The following is a 20,699-nucleotide window of genomic DNA, read 5'->3' on the forward strand; positions in this document are numbered from 1 at the left end:
ACGATGGCGCACACGACCTGCCCGCCGCTGAAGGTGCTGCTGATCGAGGATTCGCCGCTCCTCGGCAGCCTGCTCGGCGCGATGCTGGAGGAGCTGGAGGGCGTCGCGGTGGTGGCGGTCGCGGGCGACGAGGCGGAGGCGCTGCAGGCGCTGCAGGAGCGCCGGCCCGACCTGGCGATCGTCGACCTCAACCTGCGTGAAGGCAGCGGGCTCGGGGTGCTGCGTGCGCTGCGGGCGAAGCCGGAATGCTACGGCCAGCCGGCGACGGCGGTGTTCACCAACCACGCCCATGCGCACCTGCGCGAGCGCTGCCGTGCGCTGGGGGTGGATCGCTTCTTCGACAAGGCGCTGGAGATGGATGCCTTGCTCGACTACGTCGAATTCCTGCGCCGGGCGGCCACCGAGACTCACTGAGCCGTATCGGCGGCCGGTTCGGCCCGCGTGACGCGCTCACAGGGCAGGCGCGCGCGGATGCGCGTGCCTTCGCCGGGGCGGCTGTCGATGGCGAGCTCGCCGGCGAACATCTGCACGCGGTGGCGCATTCCCGCCAGGCCGTGCCGCCCGCGCGCGGCGGCCGCGTCGAAGCCCGCGCCGTCGTCGCCGATGGCGAGCTGCACGCATTCGGGCGTGATCTGCAGTGACAGCTCGACGCGCTGCGCATGCGCATGGCGGCGCACGTTGGTGAGCGCTTCCTGCGCGATGCGGAAGAGCGCGAGCGAGGTTTGCGGCGGCAGGGGCAGGTCGGCGTCGGGCAGATCGAGCGCGACCTCGACGCCGGCGTTCTTGGCGAATTCCTCGCCCAGCGTGCGCAGCGCGGCGACCAGCCCCAGTTCCTGGAGCAGTGGCGGGCGCAGGTCGTCGATGATGCGGCGCTTGAGCGCGATGCCGCTGTCGAGGGTGCGCAGCAGGCGGTCGAAGCGTTCGCGGTGCGGCGCGAGCGCGGCGGGGTCGAGCTTGCGGGCGATCCACGCAACGTCCATGCGCACGGCGGTGAGCAGCGCGCCCAGCTCGTCGTGCAGCTCGCGCGCAAGGTGCGCCTTCTCGGTCTCGCGCGTGTTGGTGAGGTAGCTGGCGAGGTCGGACAGCTCGGCCGTGCGGGCGCGCACCTGCCCTTCCAGGCGGGCGTTTTCCTGCGCGAGCAGGCGGGCGATCTGTTCGCGCAGGCGCACCTGCGCGCGCAGCACGAGGAACAGGATCAGCAGCAGCGCGAGCGCGCCTCCGGCGAGCGTGGCGACGACCCAGCGCGTGCGGTCGACGTGGGCGATCGATTCGTCGAAGGACTGCTGGCCCCGCGCGCGCGCGCGACGCTTGATCTCGCCCAGCGTCTTGCGGATCTCGTCCATGTAGCGCCGGCCGTCCGCGGAGGCCGAACGATCGACGAGCTGGCCGCGCTCGACTTCGTCCGAGAGGATGCGCATGCGCAGCGTGATGAGCCCGGTGAGCTGCGACAGGATCTGCTCGTTCTCCGGCCCCTTGCCGAGGTCGAGGTGGATGTCGTCCAGCGTGTAGGTGACGGTCGCGAGACTGTTGAGATACGGCTCGAGGTAGGCGCGATTGCGCGTGAGCAGGTAGCCGCGCACGCCGTTCTCGGCTTCGACGAGCTGGATCATCAGGCTGTCGACTCGCCCGGTGCGCTCGGCGTGCAGCTGCAGCTTCCCGAGCGCCTCCAGGCTGGTGCCGGCCTGCCAGAAGCTGGAGCCGAACAGCGACAGCACCAGCGCGCAGCCGAGCGCGAGCAGGCCGTGGCGGCCGAAGGCGGCGATGCGCTCGGCGCGCGCGTACTCGCGAAGCGGTGTGATCAGTTTCATGGCGAATCTCCATCGCGGGCCGCGTCTGCCCTGCGCCTTGCAGGAATCGTCCTACACGCGTTTCCGCTTCGTCCGACAGACCCCTGGATGCCCGATCCCTAACATGGGTCTTGCTCGCAGCGACCCCGCACATGGCACGCAGCAGCACCGAGGAGCGGGGTTGCCGACGAACGATAGACCGACAAACGCAGGAGAAGAGCGATGAAAAACATTCTTACCGTGCTCGCACTGGCTGTCACCGGGGCAATGTCCGTCGCCGCGACCGCGGCCGACCCGGCTCAACCGGCAACGCCTGCCCAACGCGCGACGCCGGCCCAGCCCGCAACGCAAACCCCGGCCCAGCCTGCCACCCCGGCACAACCAGCCACGCCGGCAGGCGCCGCGAAGAGCGCGCCGCAAGGCGTGTCGCCCGAAGCTGGCCGCACCGAGCTGCCGCCGATGTTCAAGGAACTCGATCAGGACAAGGACGGGCAAATCTCGAAGGACGAAGCCAAGCGCTCGGCTGAAACCAAGGCGAGCTTCGATTCGATGGACACCGACCGCAACGGAAAGATCTCCCTCATCGAATGGGGCGCAGCCGACAAGACCAAACAGAACTCGAAGAAGAACTGAAGCGGCAATCAAGGACAAGCGTTCGCCCCGAGCCCTTCGACTGGCTCAGCCCGAACGGAACTGGTTGCTGCAAGGAGACCTTCCATGATTCGACAACTGAGAACCTGTCTCGTCTGCCTGCCGCTGATGCTGGCCCCCGTGGCGCTGCACGCGCAGGAATCCAGCCCCGACGCGCTCGTGAAAGGCGTGACCGAGGACGTGCTGACCGTGCTGCGCGAGGACAAGGCGCTGCAGGCCGGCGACCAGCGCAAGGCGATGACGCTGATCGAGGAGAAGATCGGCCCCCACTTCGACTTCCCGCGCATGACCAGCCTGGCGGTCGGCCAGGGGTGGCGCCAGGCGGCGCCCGGGCAGCGCGAGGCGCTGACCCGCGAGTTCCGCACGCTGCTGGTACGCACCTACGCCAACGCGCTGACCTCGTACAAGAACCAGACGGTGAGCTACAAGCCGGCGACCTCGGGCCGTGAGGACGGTGCGGCGCTGGTGCGCACGCAGATCAACCAGCCGGGCGGCCAGCCGATCGCGGTGGATTACCGCCTGGCGAAGAACGCCGGCCAGTGGAAGGTGTTCGACGTGAGCATCGACAACGTGAGCCTGGTGACGAACTACCGCGGCACTTTCGCGACCGAGCTCTCCAAGGGCGGGCCCGACGGGCTGATCCGCACGCTGCAGGAGAAGAACCGCGGCGCGGCGCCCCAGCCCGGCAAGGGCGGCAATGCCTGACCAACGATGAAGAGGAGGACGCATCATGAACCGGACCATCACCAAAACGACCCTGCTCGTCGCAATGCTGACCGCGCTGACCGCCTGCAGCGGCACGCCGACGCGCGAGAGCACCGGCGAATACATCGACGACAGCGTGATCACGACCAAGGTCAAGTCGGCCTTCGTCGAGGACAAGGCAGTCAATGCGCTCGACATCAAGGTCGTGACCTTCAAGGGCGCCGTGCAGCTCTCGGGCTTCGCGAACAACCCGCAAGAGATCGACCGCGCGGTTGAGATCGCCCGCGGCGTGAAGGGCGTCACCTCGGTGAAGAACGACATCCGCCTGAAATGAACCCTGACACACTGGAGAACGCCATGAGCACCACGAAAACTTCCCGCAAGCTTGCCCGCCCGCTGCTGATCGCGGCCCTGATGGCGCCGCTGCTGCTGGCGGCCTGCGGCAAGGAGGAAAGCGGGTCTTCGATGCCGGCACAGCCTTCGGCGCCGGCGACCAGCGCGCCGCCGATGACGACACCGCCGGCACCGCCGAGCGAGTCGACACCGCCGGCGACGTCGTCGCCGCCCGCAAGCGACGCGACATCGGCACCGCCGGCCGCTCCCGCGACCGGCAGCGAACCGGCGAAGTAAGCGCGGCACACCCGGCCCTGCCCGCTGCGGCCACGGGCCGGCCTTCCGCAAGGAGGACATCATGAACAGCCATAGCCTGAAATCGATACTCGTCATCGTCGCCACCGCCTTCAGCCTGTCGGCCTGCTCGACCACCGGCGGCACCATCCTCGGCGCCGCGGTCGGCGCGGGCGTCGGCCACGCGGTGACCGGCTCGACGGCCGGCGCAGTCGGCGGTGCAGCCGTCGGCGGCATCATCGGTCACGAGATCTCGCCCTGACCCTTCGACCGCTCCCTCTCCCCTCCAGGCCCCCGGCACATCACCGGGGGCTTTTCGTTTCTGCAACTCGCGCAGGGCGGCTGTCGATACTTCAAGTATCGACAGAAACGATTCCCGCGCCAATTCATTCCGGCTGCGTTCCTCCCTATCCTGCATCCAACGTCAATCAACGGCCTCGAGCCGAAACGGAAACAGGAGGAGACACCATGGCCCGCATGAGAGCAGTCGACGCCGCCGCGGCAGTGCTGCGCAAGGAAGGCATCACGACGCTGTTCGGCATCCCCGGAGCAGCGATCAACCCGATGTACTCGGCGCTGCGCAAGGACGGCAGCTTCAAGCACTACCTCGCCCGCCACGTCGAGGGCGCTTCCCACATGGCCGAGGGCTACACCCGCACCAAGGCCGGCAACATCGGCGTGTGCATCGGCACCTCGGGCCCGGCGGGCACCGACATGATCACGGGCCTGTATTCCGCGTCGGCCGATTCGATACCCATCCTCTGCATCACCGGCCAGGCGCCGCGCGCCCGCCTGTACAAGGAGGACTTCCAGGCGGTCGATATCGAGTCCATCGCCAAGCCGGTGACGAAGTGGGCCGTGACGGTGCGCGAGCCGGCGCAGGTGCCGCGCGTGTTCCAGCAGGCCTTCCACATCATGCGTTCGGGCCGCCCCGGCCCGGTGCTGATCGACCTGCCCTTCGACGTGCAGATGGCCGAGATCGAGTTCGACATCGACACCTACGAGCCGCTGCCGGCGTACAGGCCCGCCGCGACCCGCGCGCAGGCCGAGAAGGCGATCGCGATGATGAACGCCGCCGAGCGTCCGCTGATCGTCTCCGGTGGCGGCGTGATCAACGCCAACGCCGCGGCGAAGCTGCAGGAGTTCGCCGAGATCATGGGCGTGCCGGTGATTCCGACGCTGATGGGCTGGGGTTCCATCCCCGACGACCATGCACTAATGGCCGGCATGGTGGGCCTGCAGACCTCGCACCGCTACGGCAATGCGACGATGCTCGCGTCCGACTTCGTGATGGGCATCGGCAACCGCTGGGCGAACCGCCACACGGGTTCGGTCGAGGTCTATACGGAAGGCCGCAAATTCGTGCACATCGACATCGAGCCGACCCAGATCGGCCGCGTGTTCGGGCCGGACTACGGCATCGTCTCGGACGCGGGCGCCGCACTCGACCGCCTGATCGAGGTCGCCCGCGAGATGAAGGCGGCCGGCGACCTGCCCAACCGTCGCCAGTGGGTCGAGGAATGCCAGGGCCGCAAGCGCACGATGCTGCGCAAGACGCACTTCGACGAGGTGCCGATGAAGCCGCAGCGCGTGTACGAGGAGATGAACAAGTCCTTCGGCCGCGACACCTGCTACGTGACGACGATCGGCCTGTCGCAGATCGCCGCGGCGCAGTTCCTGCACGTTTACAAGGAGCGCCACTGGATCAACTGCGGCCAGGCCGGCCCGCTCGGCTGGACCGTGCCGGCGGCCCTCGGCGTGTGCGCGGCGGACCCGAAGCGCAAGGTCGTCGCGATCTCGGGCGACTACGACTTCCAGTTCATGATCGAGGAACTGGCGGTGGGTGCGCAGTTCAAGCTGCCCTATATCCACGTGGTCGTGAATAACGCTTACCTCGGCCTGATCCGCCAGTCGCAGCGCGGCTTCGACATGGATTACTGCGTGCAGCTCGCGTTCGAGAACATCAACGCACCCGAGACCGAAGGCTACGGCGTGGATCACGTCGGCGTGGTCGAAGGGCTGGGCTGCAAGGCGATCCGCGTGAGGAAACCCGAGGACATCGGCCCCGCCTTCGCCCAGGCCAAGGCGTGGATGGAGGAGTTCCGCGTGCCGGTGGTGGTCGAGATCATCCTCGAACGCGTCACGAACATCGCGATGGGCACCGAGATCAACGCGATCAACGAATTCGAGGCGCTGGCCGAAGGGCGCGCGGATGCGCCGACGGCAATCGCTCTGCTCGACTGACAACAAGAGAGGACATGAACATGCCCAGATTCGCTGCCAACCTGACGATGCTCTTCAACGAGGTCGCCTTCCTCGACCGCTTCGAGGCGGCCGCCGACGCCGGCTTCAAGGGCGTCGAGTACCTCTTCCCCTACGCCTTCCGCAAGGACGAACTCGCCGAGAAGCTCGAGCGCTACGGCCTGACGCAGGTGCTGCACAACCTGCCGGCCGGCAACTGGGAAGCCGGCGAGCGTGGCATCGCCTGCGATCCGACGCGCGTAGGCGAATTCCAGGACGGCGTCGGCCGTGCGATCGAGTACGCCCAGGCGCTCGGCTGCAAGCAGGTGAACTGCCTCGCCGGCAAGACGCCGGCCGGGGTCGATACGGGCCGCGTGCGCGAGACCTTCATCGAGAACCTGCGCTTCGCCGCGGGCAAGCTGCAGGAAGCGGGCATCCGCCTGCTGGTCGAGCCGATCAACACCTACGACATCCCCGGCTTCTACCTCAACCGCACCGCGCAGGCCGCCGAGATCCTCGAAGCGGTGGGCTCGGACAACCTCTTCATCCAGTACGACGTCTACCACGCGCAACGGATGGAAGGCGAACTCGCGAACACGATCAAGCGTTTCCTGCCGCAGATCGCCCACATCCAGCTCGCCGACAACCCCGGGCGCAACGAGCCGGGCACGGGCGAGATCAACTGGCGCTACCTGTTCGATTTCATCGACCGCAGCGGCTACGAGGGCTGGATCGGCTGCGAATACAAGCCCGCCGCGACGACGCGCGAAGGCCTGGGCTGGATCGAGGCGCTGACGCGCTGAGCGCCCCCGCCCCACAGAGACCACATCACATATAAAGGAAAGGAGAATTCATCATGGCAAACATCGGATTCATCGGACTCGGCATCATGGGCGCCCCGATGGCGCAGCACCTCATCGACGGCGGCCACACGCTGTTCGTGAACACCCACGGCAAGGTGCCGCGCCCGATCGTCGATGCCGGCGCGACCGTGTGCGAGACCGCGCGCGAAGTTGCGCAGCAGTCGGACTTCGTCATCGTCATGGTGCCCGACACCCCCGACGTGGAGGCGGTGCTGTTCGCCGCCAACGGCGTCGCGGAAGGCCTGACGCCGGGCAAGATCGTGATCGACATGAGCTCGATCAGCCCGGTCGCGACCAAAGTCTTCGCCCAGCGCATCAACGACCTCGGCTGCGAGTACCTCGACGCGCCGGTCTCGGGCGGCCAGGTCGGCGCGAAGGCCGCGACGCTGTCGATCATGGTCGGCGGCAAGCACTCGACCTTCGAGAAGGCGCTGCCGCTGTTCCAGCTGATGGGCAAGAACATCACGCTGGTGGGCAAGAACGGCGACGGCCAGACCTGCAAGGTCGCCAACCAGATCATCGTCGCGCTCAACATCGAGGCGGTCGCCGAGGCGCTGCTGTTCGCGGCGAAGAACGGCGCCGACCCCGCCCGCGTGCGCGAGGCGCTGATGGGCGGCTTCGCCTCCTCGCGCATCCTCGAAGTGCATGGTGAGCGCATGATCAAGCGCACCTTCGACCCGGGCTTCCGCATCGAGCTGCACCAGAAGGACCTCAACCTCGCACTGACGGTCGCCCGCCAGATCGGCATGTCGCTGCCCAACACCGCGACCGCGCAGGAACTCTTCAACGCCTGCGCTGCCCATGGCGGTGCCGGCCGCGATCATTCGGCGATGGTGCAGGCGCTGGAGAAGATGGCGAACTTCGAGATCGGCCAGTAAGCGCGAAGCCGGCGCACTCTCCCAAGGCCGATGCGGGCGGCGGCACTGCGCCGTCCGCCCGCGCGGCCACTTCCCCTTCCCGGACACAGGACCACCCGATGCGTCACCTAGCCATCCACGTCGGCCCGCAGCGCTTTGTCGCCCGCCTCGAAGAACAGGCGGCACCGCGCACCTGCGCGGCTTTTCTCGAGCTGCTGCCCTTCGCGAACCAGGTCATCCACGTGTGCTGGAGCGGTGAGGCAGTGTGGGTGCCGCTCGGCGACTTCGATACCGGACTAGACTACGAGAACCACACGAGCCATCCCTCGCGCGGCGACGTCCTGCTGTATCCGGGCGGGATCTCCGAAACCGAGCTGCTGTTCGCCTACGGCAGCTGCTCCTTCGCGAGCAAGATGGGCCAGCTCGCCGGCAATCACTTCCTGACCCTGGTCGAGGGACATGAACAGCTGATGGAGATGGGCCGGCGCGTACTGTGGCAGGGCGCACAGCCGATCCGTTTCGAAGATCTCGGCGAGCGCTGACAAGCACGCTTGACCACCAACAGGAACCCGAGATGAACACCACACCCCGCGAAGTCCTGGCGCAGATGTTCACCGCGGCCGTGCAGGCTGCCCAGCCCGAGCGCTGCATCCCGCGCCACCTGCCCGCGCCGCCCAAGGGCCGCACCGTCGTCATCGGCGCCGGCAAGGCCTCGGCGGCGATGGCGCAGGCGCTGGAACGCAGCTGGCCGGGCGAACTGTCCGGCCTCGTCGTCACCCGCTACGGTTACGCCGTGCCGTGTGAGCGCATCACCATCGTCGAGGCCGCCCACCCCGTGCCCGACGCCAACGGCCTCGCCGCCGCGCGCGGCATGCTGGAAACCGTGCAGGGCCTCACCGAGGACGACCTCGTGATCTGCCTGATCTCGGGCGGCGGCTCGGCGCTGATGCCGCTGCCGGCCGCAGGCGTCACACTCGAGGACAAGCAGGCGATCAACCGCGCGCTGCTGAAATCCGGCGCGACGATCTCGGAGATGAACTGCGTGCGCCGCCACCTTTCCGCGATCAAGGGCGGACGGCTCGCCGCAGCCTGCCATCCTGCGCGCGTCGTCAATCTGCTGATCTCGGATGTGCCCGGCGACAACCCCATCGACATCGCCTCCGGCCCCACGGTCGGCGACCCGACAAGCTGCGCCGACGCGCTGGAGATCGTCGCCCGCTACGGCATCGACCTCCCTGCGGCCGCGCGCGCACTGCTCGAAAGCGGCGCGGGGGAATCGATCAAGCCGGGCGATACGCGCCTCGCACGCGTGACGACGACGCTGATCGCCACGCCGCAGATGGCGCTCGAAGCCGCGGCGAAGGTCGCCGCCTGCGCCGGTTACACGCCGGTGCTGCTGGGCGACAGCATCGAGGGCGAGGCGCGCGACGTCGGCAAGGTCATGGCCGGCATCGCGCTGCAGGCGCGCCGTCACCGCCAGCCCGTCGCCGCTCCCTGCGTGCTGCTGTCCGGCGGCGAGACGACCGTCACCGTGCGTGGCAACGGGCGCGGCGGACGCAACGTCGAGTTCCTGCTTTCGCTCGCCGTCGCCCTGGATGGCGAACCGGGCGTGCACGCGGTCGCGGGCGACACCGACGGCGTGGACGGACTCGAAGAGATCGCCGGCGCCTTCGTCGCCCCCGATACCCTCGCGCGCGCCTGGGCGCAGGGCATCCGCCCGCGCGACGCGCTCGCCAACAACGACGGCCACGGCTTCTTCGAGGCGCTGGGCGACTCGCTCGTAACCGGGCCGACGCTCACCAACGTCAATGACTTCCGCGCGATCGTCGTCCTGTAACGCCGACGCCGCACCCTCACCCATCAGGAGAAACCTGCAATGAAAACCATCAAGGCCCTCACCCTCGACGACGTCAAGCGTATCGCCGCCGCGGCCGAAGCCGAGGCACTGCGCAACGGCTGGGCCGTGACGATCGCGGTGTGCGACGCCGGCGGCCACGCGCTGTGGCTGCAGCGCCTGGACGGCGCCCCGCTGTCGAGTTCGCTGATCGCCCCCGAGAAGGCGCGCACCAGCGTGATGGCGGGCAAGCCCAGCAAGGCACTCGAAGACATGATCAACGGCGGCCGCTACGCGGCACTGGCGATGCCGGTCGTGCCGCTCGAAGGCGGCGAGCCCATTGTCGTTGATGGCACGGTGATCGGCGCGGTCGGCGTCTCGGGCGTCAAGGCCTCCGACGACGCGCAGATCGCGCGCGCCGGCATCGCGGCACTGGGCCTGTAAGGCACAGGCACAAGAATAAGGAGGAGACAAACATGAGACGCCAGCGCCAGTCGCGCATCCTCGCGACGCTCGGGCCGTCGAGCTCCAGCCCCGAGCGCATCCGCGCGCTCGTCGAGGCCGGCGCCGACGTGTTCCGCCTGAATTTCAGCCATGGCAGCCATGCCGACCACGCCCAGCGGCTGCGCCAGATCCGCGAGATCGAGCGCGAGGTCGGCCGCCCGATCGGCATCCTGATGGACCTGCAGGGCCCGAAGCTGCGCATCGGCAAGCTTGCCGACGGCAAGGTCATGCTCGCCGCGGGCAGCCGCTTCCGCCTCGACCTCGACGCGAGCGAGGGCGATGCGACGCGCGCCAACCTGCCCCACCCCGAGATCTTCGCCGCCCTCGAAGCGGGCACCGAGCTGCTGCTCGACGACGGCAAGCTGCGCCTGCGCGTGGATGCCTTCGGCCCGGATTTTGCCGACACCACGGTGCTGGTCGGCGGCCCGCTGTCCGACCGCAAGGGCGTGAACGTGCCCGGCGTCGTGCTGCCAATCTCGCCGCTCACGCCCAAGGACCTCGCCGACCTCGACTACGGCCTGTCGCTGGGCGTCGACTGGGTGGCGCTGTCCTTCGTGCAGCGCCCCGAGGACATCCGCGAGGCGCGCGAGATCGTCGGCGACCGCGCGTGGATCATGGCCAAGCTGGAGAAACCGGCCGCGATCGAGCGCCTCGACGAGATCGTCGCCCTCGCGGACGGCATCATGGTCGCGCGCGGCGACCTCGGTGTCGAACTGCCGCCGCAGCAGGTGCCCATCCTGCAGAAGCGCATCGTCCGCGCCGCCCGCGCCGCCGGCAAGCCGGTGGTGGTCGCCACGCAGATGCTCGAATCGATGATCAGCGCGCCGGTGCCCACCCGTGCCGAGGCCTCCGACGTCGCGACCGCGATCTACGACGGCGCCGACGCGGTGATGCTGTCGGCGGAATCCGCCTCGGGCCAGTACCCGGTCGAAGCGGTGACGATCATGGATCGCATCATCACCGAGGTCGAACAGGACCCCGATTGGCGCGCGGGACTCGACGCGAGCCACATGCCCGCGCAGGCGAACACGCCCGAGGCCATCTGCTGCGCGCTGCGCCGCGTCACTGCGCTGCTCAATCCGGCGGCCACCGTCGCCTATTCCAGCAGCGGCTTCAGCTGCCTGCGCGCAAGCCGCGAACGCCCGAGCACGCCGATCCTGGGCCTCACGCCGCAGCTCGCCACCGCCCGCCGCCTCGCGCTGGTGTGGGGCGTGCATCCGGTGCCTTTCGAGGACGTGCATGACGTCGCCGAGATGGTCGAGCACGCCAGCGCCGCAGTCGTCACGCACGGCTTCGCCCAGCCTGGCGACGACGTCGTGATCATCGCCGGGCTCCCCTTCGGCCGCAGCGGCAGCACCAACCTGTTGCACGTCGTGAAGATTCCGACCTGACTGTCTGCCGACAGCGCCCCGCAGGCCGTTCCGGATCGGAACGGCCTGCAAATGCGTCGCATTTCGACTAAATCGGTAGGAGGGCAGCACGCCCGACCCTACAAGGAGAAGTTGATGAAAGACGTAATCATGCTCGTCGCACGCATTCTTCTCGCATTCATGTTCATCGCCGCAGGCTGGGGCAAACTCGGTGCCGGCTATGCGGGCACCCAGCAGTACATGGCGGCGATGGGCGTCAGCGGCACCCTGCTGCCGCTCGTGATCCTGGCCGAACTCGGCGGTGGCCTGGGCGTGCTCCTCGGTGCGCTCACCCGGCTCGCTGCGGCCGGGCTCGCGCTTTTTTGCGTGGCCGCCGCCATCCTCTTCCACACCAACTTCGCCGACCAGATGCAATCCATCATGTTCATGAAGAATCTCACCATCGCGGGTGGCATGCTCATGCTGGTTGCACAGGGCGCAGGCGCCTGGAGCCTCGACTCATGGTGGCAAGCGCGCAGGAAATGAACTGCGGGGGCGTTTCCGGATCGTAGGTGGGTATTCGACCGACCTATTGACCCGGCAATTGATCAGCTTCGATCACCGTTCGGGCTGAGCTTGTCGACGCCCTGCCAATGCCCATCGACAGGCTCAGGCGAACGGATGTATTGGAGCCCGCCCCTCAGGAGACGCCCCGATGCCTACCGTCCGACTCCTCGCCATGCCCGGCAGCGCGCGCCGGGATTCGTGGAACCGCCGCCTGCTCGCCGTGCTCGTGCGCGGCGCCGAGCAGGCCGGCGCCGAGGTCACGTTCTACGAGCCGCGCGAGCACGTGATGCCGCTCTACGACGGCGACCTCGAAGCCGCCGAGGGCATCCCGCCCGCGGCCGCACGGCTGCAGGCGCTGTTCGCCCAGCACCACGGCCTGCTGCTCGCAACCCCCGAATACAACGGCTTCTTCCCGCCGCTGGTGAAGAACACCTTCGACTGGCTCTCGCGCCCCCTGCCCGACGGCTCCGGCAAGCCCGGCACGGTGCATGTGCGCGGCAAGCCCGCGGGCATCGTCGCCGCCTCGCCCGGCGCGCTCGGCGGCATCCGCTCGCTGCAGCACACGCGGCAATACCTTTCCAACCTCGGCTTCCTCGTCGTGCCCGACCAGGTCGGCGTGCCCAAGGCAGATAGCGCCTTCGACGCGGAAGGGCAGCTGCAGGATGCGCGCGTGCGGACTTCGGTCGAAGCCGTCGGCGCCGCCGTCGCGCGGCTCGCGCTGAAGATGAACGTCGGCTGACCGGACGCGACTTCAGTTGAAGCCGGGCGCGAAATCCTCCTGCGCGGCCATGCCCTCGCCGCTCGGCGGGCGCGCCTGCACGGCGGCGAGAATCCCGGCGAGGAGCTCGGCCGGGGGCGGCGGACAGCCCGGCACGGTCACATCGACCGGGATCACGTTCGCTACGCCGCCGCAGCTCGCGTAGCTCTCGCCGAAGATCCCGCCATTGCAACCGCAGTCGCCCACCGCGACGACGAGCTTGGGCGCCGGCGTCGCGTCGTAGGTGCGCCGCAGCGCTACCTCCATGTGCCGCGACACCGGCCCGGTCACCAGCAGCAGGTCGGCGTGGCGCGGACTGGCGACGAAGCGGATGCCGAGGCCCTCGATATTGTAGTAAGGATTGTTCAGCGCATTGATCTCGAGCTCGCAGCCGTTGCACGACCCGGCGTCGACGTGGCGGATCGCCAGCGCGCGACCGAGGATCGCGAGGATCTCGTGATGGATCAGGTGCGCGGGGCGGCGGGCGCCCTCCAGCGGCTCGGGCGCCGGCTCGGTGACACGGCCGCGGCGCGCGACGTATTTCAGGATGTGCCACATTACAGATCCTGCCCCGAATAGCTGAGGTTGAAGGACTTGTTGATCAGCGGGAAGTCCGGAACGATATTGCCGATGATCGCGTGCTCCAGCACCGGCCAGTTCTGCCATGAAGGATCGTGGCAGTGACAGCGCACGATGCGCCCCCGCGCGTCGGTTTCCAGCGCGACGAACACCTCGCCGCGCCAGCCTTCGATCCAGCCCGCGCCGACGCCGTCCCGCGTCACGAGCATCGGCTCATGGACCGCCCCACCCGGCAGCCCGGCGAGCAGCGCGTCGATCATCCGCAGCGAGGCGAAGCACTCGCCGAAGCGTACCGCGACACGCGCCGCGACATCGCCGTTGCGATGCGAGCACGCCGTCACCGCGAGACCGTCGTAGGGCGGCCACGGGAAGTCGGCCCGCAGGTCGGCCGTCTGCCCGCTCGCCCGCCCCGCAAGCCCGGTCAGCCCGAGGCGTACGGCGAGTTCGGGCGTGACGCGGCCGGTCGTCACCAGCCGGTCCTGCAGTCCGGCGTGCTCGTCGTAGATGTCCTTCAGCTCGGCGACCTCGTCCGCAATCGCCGTCACCTGGCTGCGCAGCTTCGCGCAGGCTTCCGCATCGATATCGCGTGCCATCCCGCCGGGACGCACGCAGTCCATCATCAGGCGGTGGCCGAAGCACTCGTGGTTCAGGCGCAGCCAGTCCTCGCGCAGGCGCGAGAACTGCGCGAGGGCGAAGCCGAAGGCGGCATCGTTGCCAAGCGCGCCGAGGTCGCCGAGATGGTTCGCGACACGCTCGCGCTCGAGCAGCAGCGCCCTCAGCCACGCCGCGCGTTCGGGTACCTTCGCCCCGGCGAGCGATTCCGCCGCCATGGCGTAGGCCCACGCGTACGCGACGGTGCTGTCGCCCGACACCCGGCCGGCCAGCCGCGCGCCCTCGTCGACATCCATGCCCATGAAACGGCGCTCGATGCCTTTGTGCTTGTAGCCCAGCCGCTCCTCGAGCCGCAGCACCTTCTCGCCGACCACCGAGAAGCGGAAGTGCCCCGGCTCGATCGTGCCGGCATGCACCGGTCCGACCGCGATCTCATGCACGCCGTCGCCTTCGACGGGGACGAAGGGGTAGGCGTCGGCCTGTGCCTCGAAGCGCTCCTGGCCGGTGTTCCCGATGCGCAGCGGGAAATAGTCCGCCGGCCACGCGCCGTGCCGCAGCCACGGGCGCGTGTCGCCCCCGCCTTCGCCCTCATCCTCGGCCTCGATGCCGACCAGGTCGCGCGCAGCGCGCTGCATGCGGATCGCGGCGGGGAAAAAGCGCGAAATGTCCGGATAAGCGGGTTCCGCCGCGTCCAGCCCGAGCTTCGCCCACAGCAGTCCGTCCGCCGTCGCGTACGCCGCCGACACCGCGAAGCCGTCGCCGGCGGCACGTTCGTCGCTGCCCCACAGGCTCACGAGCCGTCCCTTCGCCTCCGCCACGGCCAGGGCAAGCGCGCTCCACTGCGCGGCATGCACGCGTGCGCCGAAGATCGGCACAGGCGCATCGAGCCGTTCGAAGCGGCAATCGAGTCCGAAGAACTCCACGGTCAGCCTCCGATCATCTGCGCCGCCTGACGGTACCAGCCGTCGAGGTAGGGCGGAATGTAGAGCCCCAGCATCAGCGCGAGCCCCAGATGGACGAACACCGGCAGCAGTGCCGGCGGGTGGGCGAGCGGGCGCAGTGACGTGTCGCCGAACACCATCGGCTGCACGCGCCCGAAGATCGCCGCAAACGCCACACCCAGCGCGACGAGCAGGAAGGGCGTGGCCCACGGCGCCTCGCGCATCGCCGTCGTCAGGATCAGGAACTCGCTCGCGAACACGCCGAAGGGCGGCATGCCGAGGATTGCCAGCGACCCGAGCATCAGGCCCCAGCCAACGGTCGGATTCACCTTCAGGAGGCCGCGGATGTCCTCCATCGCCTGCGAACCCGCCTTCTGCGCGGCGTGGCCGACGGCGAAGAAGATCGCCGACTTCACCAGCGCATGCACGGTCATGTGCAGCAGCCCGGCGAAGTTCGCGATCGGGCCGCCCAGGCCGAAGGCGAAGGTCATCAGACCCATGTGTTCGATCGACGAGTACGCGAACATGCGCTTGACGTCGCGCTGACGCGACAGGAAGAAGGCCGCGACGACGACCGTCAACAGGCCGAAGCCGATCATCATCCGCCCCGGCAGGCCGTTCGCGATCGCCCCGTCCGCCAGCACCTTGCAACGCAGCACCGCATACAGTGCGACGTTCAGGAGCAGGCCCGACAGCACCGCCGAGATCGGCGTCGGGCCTTCCGCATGCGCGTCGGGCAGCCAGTTATGCACCGGCACCAGGCCCACTTTGGTGCCGTAGCCGAGGAGCAGGAAGACGAAGGCGAGCGACAGGATGCCCGGATCGAGCAGATGCTTGGACTGCGCCAGGTGCGTCCACAGCAGCGCCCCCTCGCCGCCGCCGATCGCGCGCTCGGCCGCGAGGTAGAGCAGGATGGTGCCGAACAGCGCCTGCGCGATGCCCACGCCGCACAGGATGAAGTACTTCCACGCCGCCTCCAGGCTCGCCGGAGTGCGGTACACCGACACCAGCAGCACCGTCGTCAGCGTCGCCGCCTCCATCGCCACCCACAGGATGCCGAGGTTGTTGGTCGTCAGCGCAACCAGCATCATGCCGTTGAAGAGCTGGTACATGCTGTGGAAGAGCCGCATCCGCCCCGGCGTCATCTTGCCGTGGTCGCGCTCGATGCGCATGTAGGGGCGCGAGAAGAGCGAGGTCGTGAAGCCGACGAAGGCCGTCAGCGTGACTAGAAAGACGTTGAGCGGATCGACGAAGAACCACTCGCCCCACACCGTGAGCGGCCCGTCGCGTACGACCAGCACCGTGAGCCAGACGGACGCAGCCAGCGTGAGCAGGCTCACCGCCGCGTTCAGCTCCCCCGCGCGCTCGCGGTCGCCCCACAAGGCGAGCAGCGCGCCGCCGAAGAGCGGGATGGCGAGGACGAGGGCCAAGGCATCCATCAGTCTTCCTTCAGCTTTTCAAGATGGCGGATGTCCAGGCTGTCGAATTGCTCGCGAATCTGGAACATGAACACGCCGAGGATCAGGATGCCGACCAGCACGTCGAACGCGATGCCGAGCTCGACGATCATTGGCATGCCGCTGGTCGCCGCGGTGGCCGCGAAGAACAGGCCGTTCTCCATCGACAGGAAACCGATCACCTGCGGCACCGCCTTCGCGCGCACGATCATCATCAGGAAGGACAGCAGCACGCACGCGAGCGCGATGCCCAGCGTGCCGCGCGCGATGGAGGTCGACAGCCCCGCGATCGGCGCCGCGAGGTTGAACGCGAAGATCACCAGCACGATGCCGATCAGCATCGTCGTCGGGATGTTGAACAGGGTCTCGACGTCCCAACGCACGTTGAGCCGCAGGATCACCCGGTGCAGCAGGATGGGGATCAGCACCACCTTCAGCACGAAGGTCAGCCCCGCGGAGAAGTACAGGTGATGCTGGCGGGTGAGATAGCCGACGATCAGCGTCGCCGCCGCCAGCGCCGCGCCCTGAAGGGTGAACAGGTGGATCAGCGTCAGGATGCGGCGCTGCGCGATCATCGCGAACGCGAGCACCAGCAGCACGACCGCGAAGAGATTGATCGACTGGGAAAGGAGCGTGTTCATGAGTGCCTAGGCTCCGAGGAGGACGTGCACCAGCAGCGCGATCACCGCGAGCAGGAAGGCCGTCGCGAGGAACTCCGGCACGCGGAAGAGACGCATCTTCGCGTTGATCGTCTCGATCAGCGCGAGCAGCACGCCACCCGCCGCGAGCTTCACGACCAGCATCGGGATCGCGAACAGGATCGCGATCGGCGTGCCCGCCTCCGCCACGCCCCAGGGCACGAACAATGCGAGACCGATGCACGAATATGCGAACAGCTTCAGCGACGCCGCCCATTCGACGAGCGCCAGGTGGCGACCCGAGTATTCGAGGATCAGCGCCTCGTGGATCATCGTCAGCTCGAGGTGGGTGGCCGGATTGTCGACCGGCACGCGTGCGTTCTCCGCCAGCGACACCATCGTGAACGCGACGCCCGCGACCGCGAGACTCGGATAGATCGCGAAGGGCTGGTGCGCGAGCGTCTCGACGATCACCGCGAGCGACGTCGATTGCGTGATCAGCGAGGCGGAGAACAGCACCATCAGCAGCGCCGGCTCGGCGAGAAAACCGATCAGCATCTCGCGCCGTGCGCCGAGCGTGCCGAAGGAGGTACCAATATCCATCGCAGCGAGCGAGATGAACACGCGTGCGAGCGCGAACAGGCCGACAAGCGCAACCGCGTCGGCCGCGGGCGCGAGCGGCAGGTCGGTGGACAGCGTCGGTGCGATGCCGCAGGCGAGCGCCATGCAGCCGAACATGATGTAGGGCGCAACGCGGAAGATCGGCGTCGCGTGCTCGGCGACGACCGACTCCTTGTTGAACAGCTTGTGCAGCACGCGATAGGGCTGCAGCAGCCCGGGTGCGCGCCGCCCCTGCAGCCACGCACGCCACTGGTTCACCCACCCCGTCAGCAAGGGGGCGAACGCCAGCGCGAGGACGATGGCGAGCAGCTGCGCGAACAGGCCGACGATGCTCATGATTTCACCACCAGCAACAGGACCATCAGGGTCACGAAGCTGTACAGCAGGTAGATCGCGATGCGCCCCTGCTGCAGCCGGCCGACGCCCCGCGCAATGCCGGATGTGAGCCGCGCGACCGGCAGATACAGCCAGTGCCAGAAATGGTCCTCGATCGTGACGCGGTAATGCGGTTTCGCGTCGAACGGCGACGGCAGCTCGCGCTGCATGCGGAAGAAGGGCTCGAAGATCTGGCGGATCGGCTGGCCGAAGCCCTCGGCCGTATCCTGCATGCGTGCGGTCTGCGCCGGATAGCCGCAGTCCCAAGCCGGCGCACGGCGCAGGCGCCCGTGATAAAACTTGCGTACCAGCACCACCGTCAGCAACACCGCGAGGCTCACGACCAGCAGGAACACCAGCGGACCGTAACTCGCGCGCTCGATCGAACTCGGCGACAGCAGCAGCCAGCCGTTCGCGCGCACCGTGTCGGCAATGCCGCCGCCGACCAGCAGGCGCGTGACGCGGTCGATCGCGCCGATGACTTGCACCGGGAAGAGGCCCAACAGCACGCAGCCGACCCCGAGCCACGCCAGGCCCGCGCGTTCGAGTGGCGACGCCGGATGCGCGTGGGCGAGCTTCGGTTCGCGCGGCTGGCCGAGAAAGATCACGCCATAGAACTTCACCATCGTGTAGCCCGCCAGGGCGGCGACCAGCGCAATGCCCGCGGCGAGCACCGGCACCAGCATGTTGATGAAGGAATCGGGCAGCCCGGTCGTGAACAGGAAACTCTGCAGCAGCAGCCATTCCGACACGAAGCCGGAGAACGGCGGCAGCCCCGAACTCGCCAACACGCCGACGAGCGACAGCCACGCGACCCACGGCATGCGCCGCATCAGCCCGCCAAGCTTGCCCAGGCTGCGCTCGCCGGTCGAGTGCAGCACCGAGCCGGTGGCGAGGAACAGCAGGCTCTTGAAGAAGGCATGGCCGAGGACGTGGTACAGCGCCGCGGTCAGCGCCAGCGCCGACAGCGCCTTCATCCCGTAGGCGTTGAACAGCACGCCGAGGCCGATGCCGACGAAGAGCAGACCGATGTTCTCGATCGACGAATACGCGAGCAGGCGCTTCATGTCGGTCTGCACCGCACTGAACACCACGCCGTACAGCGCAGTGGCGAGACCCACTGCCATGAGCAGCACGCCCCACCACCACTGCTGCGCGCCGAGCAGGTCGAAACTCACCCGCAGCAGGCCGTAGATCGCCGTCTTCAGCATCACGGCGCTCATCAGCGCGGACACCGGCGACGGCGCCGCCGGATGGGCCTCCGGGAGCCACACGTGCAGCGGCAGGATGCCCGCCTTCGCGCCGAAACCCAGCGTCGCGAGGAGGAAGGCGACCGAGGCCCACAGCGGCGACAGCGACTGCGCACGCATGTTGGCGAAAGTGTAGTCGCCGGTGTTGGCTTGCAGCACACCGAAGCACAGCAGGATTGCGATCGCGCCGATGTGGGCGATGAGCAGGTACAGGAAACCCGCCTCACGGATCGCCGGCACGCGGTGGTTCGCGGTGACAAGGAAGAACGAGGACAGCGCCATCGTCTCCCACATCACCATGAAGGCGTAGGCATCGTCCGCAAGCACGACCAACGCCATGCTCGCGACGAAGAGATGGTATTCGAGGCACATCAGCCCGGGCGGTGTTCCCTCGCCGTGGCGGAAGTAACCCGCCGCGAAGACGGAGACGCCGAAGGAGGTCCCTCCGATCACGAGCAGGAAGAAGGCCGACAGCCCGTCCAGGCGCAGGTGGAAAGGCAGATCGGGCAGGCCCAGCGCGAGCACCGCGGTCTGCGGCGTGCCGAGCAGCCCGGCGAGCGCGAGCCCCGCCAGCGCCAGTGCCAGCACACCCCCGGCCGGAAACAGCACGCGGGCGACGAACGCCGTGTTGCGCAAGGCGCCTATCCCGGCGACCCCCAACGCGAGCCAGCCCGCGACGACGATCAGGATCCAGTCGAGAACCAGCACGCGCCTTCCCCCGAGGAGTGTCTCATTGCTTTCGCATTTACTACACACTACATTAATATCAATGTCGCTTTCAATGTTAATTTGATGTTAATGAGTGCAATCGCCCACGCGTAATGAAAGAAAATCGAACCGCTCGCCTGACCCTGCTGATCGACCCGGAGAAAAAAAAGCTCTTCGAGGAAATCTGCGCCAGCAAGGACCTGACGCCCTCGCAGGTGGTGCGCCGCCTGATCCGCCAGTACGTGCAGGAAAATGCCGGCAACCGGCCGCTGCCGGAGTGGCTGAAGGACAACGACTGAACGAGGTCGTCCGACGCCTTCGTTGAAGGCACGGGGTGCGCCCGACGCCCACGCCGGACTGAGCCGCGCGATGCGCAGGCCGGGCCGCAGACAACATGCCTCGGTCAACACATCCACCCTCCCATGAGACCGGGCGCTAACGGCCTGAAACGAAAAAAACCGGAACGATGGATTAAGCTTCGGTTACATGGCCACCTTGCTACCGGAGAAACGACCCAGATGAAACGCTCCGCATTCCTCGGCCTCGCCACCCTCGCCCTCGCACTGGGCGCCTGCAGCAAGCTCACCGTGGAGAACTACGACAAGCTCAAGATGGGAATGAGCTATGGCGAAGTGAAACAATTGCTCGGAGCTCCCGACAAGTGCAGCGACCTGCTCGCGGTCAAAAGCTGCACCTGGGGCAACGATGCGCGCTACGTGCAAGTGAACTTCGTCTCGGACCAGGTGGTGCTGTTCACCTCGTCCAACCTGCGCTGA

Annotated in this window: 24 protein-coding genes; 17 read left to right on the forward strand and 7 right to left on the reverse strand. The window is 68.0% G+C overall.

Annotated features, from left to right (window positions below; all coding sequences use genetic code 11):
• Positions 1–3: 3 nt before the first annotated feature.
• Positions 4–414 carry a response regulator gene (locus ToN1_RS06395; protein ID WP_169207573.1) on the forward strand — a complete coding sequence of 137 codons (411 nt, stop codon included), beginning with the start codon at positions 4–6 and terminating at the stop codon, positions 412–414.
• Here ToN1_RS06395 and ToN1_RS06400 read toward each other — a convergent pair.
• Positions 408–1,808, reverse strand: a complete 1,401-nt coding sequence (locus tag ToN1_RS06400) for a CHASE3 domain-containing protein (protein ID WP_169207572.1) — start codon at positions 1,806–1,808, stop codon at positions 408–410. The genes ToN1_RS06395 and ToN1_RS06400 overlap by 7 nt on opposite strands.
• 201 nt (positions 1,809–2,009) lie before the next feature.
• Between ToN1_RS06400 and ToN1_RS06405 the strand changes: the two genes are divergently transcribed.
• From ToN1_RS06405 to ToN1_RS06470, 14 genes are all read left to right on the forward strand, one after another.
• Entirely contained in the window at positions 2,010–2,420 is a 411-nt protein-coding gene (locus tag ToN1_RS06405; protein ID WP_169207571.1) for an EF-hand domain-containing protein, read from the forward strand.
• 84 nt (positions 2,421–2,504) lie between these two features.
• On the forward strand, positions 2,505–3,143 hold the full coding sequence (locus tag ToN1_RS06410; RefSeq protein WP_169207570.1) for an MlaC/ttg2D family ABC transporter substrate-binding protein: 639 nt from the start codon (positions 2,505–2,507) through the stop codon (positions 3,141–3,143).
• 25 nt (positions 3,144–3,168) lie between these two features.
• On the forward strand, positions 3,169–3,477 hold the full coding sequence (locus ToN1_RS06415; RefSeq protein WP_169207569.1) for a BON domain-containing protein: 309 nt from the start codon (positions 3,169–3,171) through the stop codon (positions 3,475–3,477).
• A 23-nt stretch (positions 3,478–3,500) separates the two neighbouring features.
• Positions 3,501–3,773: a hypothetical protein gene (locus ToN1_RS06420; protein WP_169207568.1), complete on the forward strand. Its 273-nt coding sequence runs from the start codon at positions 3,501–3,503 to the stop codon at positions 3,771–3,773.
• A gap of 61 nt (positions 3,774–3,834) precedes the next feature.
• Positions 3,835–4,032, forward strand: a complete 198-nt coding sequence (locus ToN1_RS06425; RefSeq protein ID WP_169207567.1) for a glycine zipper 2TM domain-containing protein — start codon at positions 3,835–3,837, stop codon at positions 4,030–4,032.
• Positions 4,033–4,238: 206 nt separating this feature from the next.
• Positions 4,239–6,014: a glyoxylate carboligase gene (gene gcl, locus ToN1_RS06430; RefSeq protein WP_169207566.1), complete on the forward strand. Its 1,776-nt coding sequence runs from the start codon at positions 4,239–4,241 to the stop codon at positions 6,012–6,014.
• Positions 6,015–6,034: 20 nt separating this feature from the next.
• Positions 6,035–6,814 carry a hydroxypyruvate isomerase gene (gene hyi / locus ToN1_RS06435; RefSeq protein WP_169207590.1) on the forward strand — a complete coding sequence of 260 codons (780 nt, stop codon included), beginning with the start codon at positions 6,035–6,037 and terminating at the stop codon, positions 6,812–6,814.
• A 53-nt stretch (positions 6,815–6,867) separates the two neighbouring features.
• The gene (gene glxR / locus ToN1_RS06440) at positions 6,868–7,752 is read left to right on the forward strand and encodes a 2-hydroxy-3-oxopropionate reductase (protein WP_169207565.1); all 885 of its coding nucleotides are present in this window, start codon (positions 6,868–6,870) and stop codon (positions 7,750–7,752) included.
• 98 nt (positions 7,753–7,850) lie between these two features.
• Positions 7,851–8,273 carry a DUF3830 family protein gene (locus tag ToN1_RS06445; RefSeq protein ID WP_169207564.1) on the forward strand — a complete coding sequence of 141 codons (423 nt, stop codon included), beginning with the start codon at positions 7,851–7,853 and terminating at the stop codon, positions 8,271–8,273.
• A 32-nt stretch (positions 8,274–8,305) separates the two neighbouring features.
• Positions 8,306–9,568 (forward strand): glycerate kinase type-2 family protein, encoded by a 1,263-nt coding sequence (locus tag ToN1_RS06450; RefSeq protein ID WP_169207563.1) that lies wholly within the window; start codon positions 8,306–8,308, stop codon positions 9,566–9,568.
• 39 nt (positions 9,569–9,607) lie between these two features.
• Positions 9,608–10,009, forward strand: a complete 402-nt coding sequence (locus ToN1_RS06455) for a GlcG/HbpS family heme-binding protein (protein WP_169207562.1) — start codon at positions 9,608–9,610, stop codon at positions 10,007–10,009.
• A gap of 32 nt (positions 10,010–10,041) precedes the next feature.
• The gene (pyk, locus tag ToN1_RS06460) at positions 10,042–11,460 is read left to right on the forward strand and encodes a pyruvate kinase (RefSeq protein WP_169207561.1); all 1,419 of its coding nucleotides are present in this window, start codon (positions 10,042–10,044) and stop codon (positions 11,458–11,460) included.
• Positions 11,461–11,574: 114 nt separating this feature from the next.
• Positions 11,575–11,964 (forward strand): DoxX family protein, encoded by a 390-nt coding sequence (locus tag ToN1_RS06465; RefSeq protein WP_169207560.1) that lies wholly within the window; start codon positions 11,575–11,577, stop codon positions 11,962–11,964.
• A 169-nt stretch (positions 11,965–12,133) separates the two neighbouring features.
• On the forward strand, positions 12,134–12,724 hold the full coding sequence (locus ToN1_RS06470) for an NADPH-dependent FMN reductase (protein ID WP_169207559.1): 591 nt from the start codon (positions 12,134–12,136) through the stop codon (positions 12,722–12,724).
• A 12-nt stretch (positions 12,725–12,736) separates the two neighbouring features.
• On the opposite strand, the gene ToN1_RS06475 is transcribed toward ToN1_RS06470, so the two are convergent.
• The 6 genes from ToN1_RS06475 to hyfB are packed head-to-tail and all read right to left on the reverse strand — an operon-like array spanning position 12,737 to position 19,923.
• Entirely contained in the window at positions 12,737–13,300 is a 564-nt protein-coding gene (locus ToN1_RS06475; RefSeq protein WP_169207558.1) for an NADH-quinone oxidoreductase subunit B family protein, read from the reverse strand.
• The gene (locus ToN1_RS06480) at positions 13,300–14,856 is read right to left on the reverse strand and encodes a hydrogenase large subunit (protein WP_169207557.1); all 1,557 of its coding nucleotides are present in this window, start codon (positions 14,854–14,856) and stop codon (positions 13,300–13,302) included. Before ToN1_RS06480 ends, ToN1_RS06475 begins: the two co-directional genes overlap by 1 nt.
• A gap of 2 nt (positions 14,857–14,858) precedes the next feature.
• Positions 14,859–16,313, reverse strand: coding sequence for a hydrogenase 4 subunit F (locus ToN1_RS06485; RefSeq protein ID WP_169207556.1), 1,455 nt, complete (start codon positions 16,311–16,313; stop codon positions 14,859–14,861).
• Positions 16,313–16,972, reverse strand: coding sequence for a formate hydrogenlyase (locus ToN1_RS06490; protein ID WP_169207555.1), 660 nt, complete (start codon positions 16,970–16,972; stop codon positions 16,313–16,315). The genes ToN1_RS06485 and ToN1_RS06490 overlap by 1 nt, the downstream gene beginning before the upstream one ends.
• A gap of 6 nt (positions 16,973–16,978) precedes the next feature.
• Complete coding sequence (locus ToN1_RS06495) at positions 16,979–17,926, reverse strand: respiratory chain complex I subunit 1 family protein (protein ID WP_169207554.1); 948 nt, start codon at positions 17,924–17,926, stop codon at positions 16,979–16,981.
• A complete protein-coding gene (gene hyfB, locus ToN1_RS06500) occupies positions 17,923–19,923 on the reverse strand; it encodes a hydrogenase 4 subunit B (protein ID WP_169207553.1) in 2,001 nt (666 codons plus the stop codon). Before hyfB ends, ToN1_RS06495 begins: the two co-directional genes overlap by 4 nt.
• A 113-nt stretch (positions 19,924–20,036) precedes the next feature.
• Between hyfB and ToN1_RS06505 the strand changes: the two genes are divergently transcribed.
• Both ToN1_RS06505 and ToN1_RS06510 read left to right on the forward strand, forming a co-directional pair.
• Positions 20,037–20,222 carry a CopG family transcriptional regulator gene (locus ToN1_RS06505; RefSeq protein WP_169207552.1) on the forward strand — a complete coding sequence of 62 codons (186 nt, stop codon included), beginning with the start codon at positions 20,037–20,039 and terminating at the stop codon, positions 20,220–20,222.
• A 219-nt stretch (positions 20,223–20,441) separates the two neighbouring features.
• The gene (locus ToN1_RS06510) at positions 20,442–20,699 is read left to right on the forward strand and encodes a DUF3862 domain-containing protein (protein ID WP_169126244.1); all 258 of its coding nucleotides are present in this window, start codon (positions 20,442–20,444) and stop codon (positions 20,697–20,699) included.

The sequence above is a fragment of the Aromatoleum petrolei genome (genome assembly GCF_017894385.1).
GTDB classification, from domain to species: Bacteria; Pseudomonadota; Gammaproteobacteria; order Burkholderiales; family Rhodocyclaceae; genus Aromatoleum; species Aromatoleum petrolei.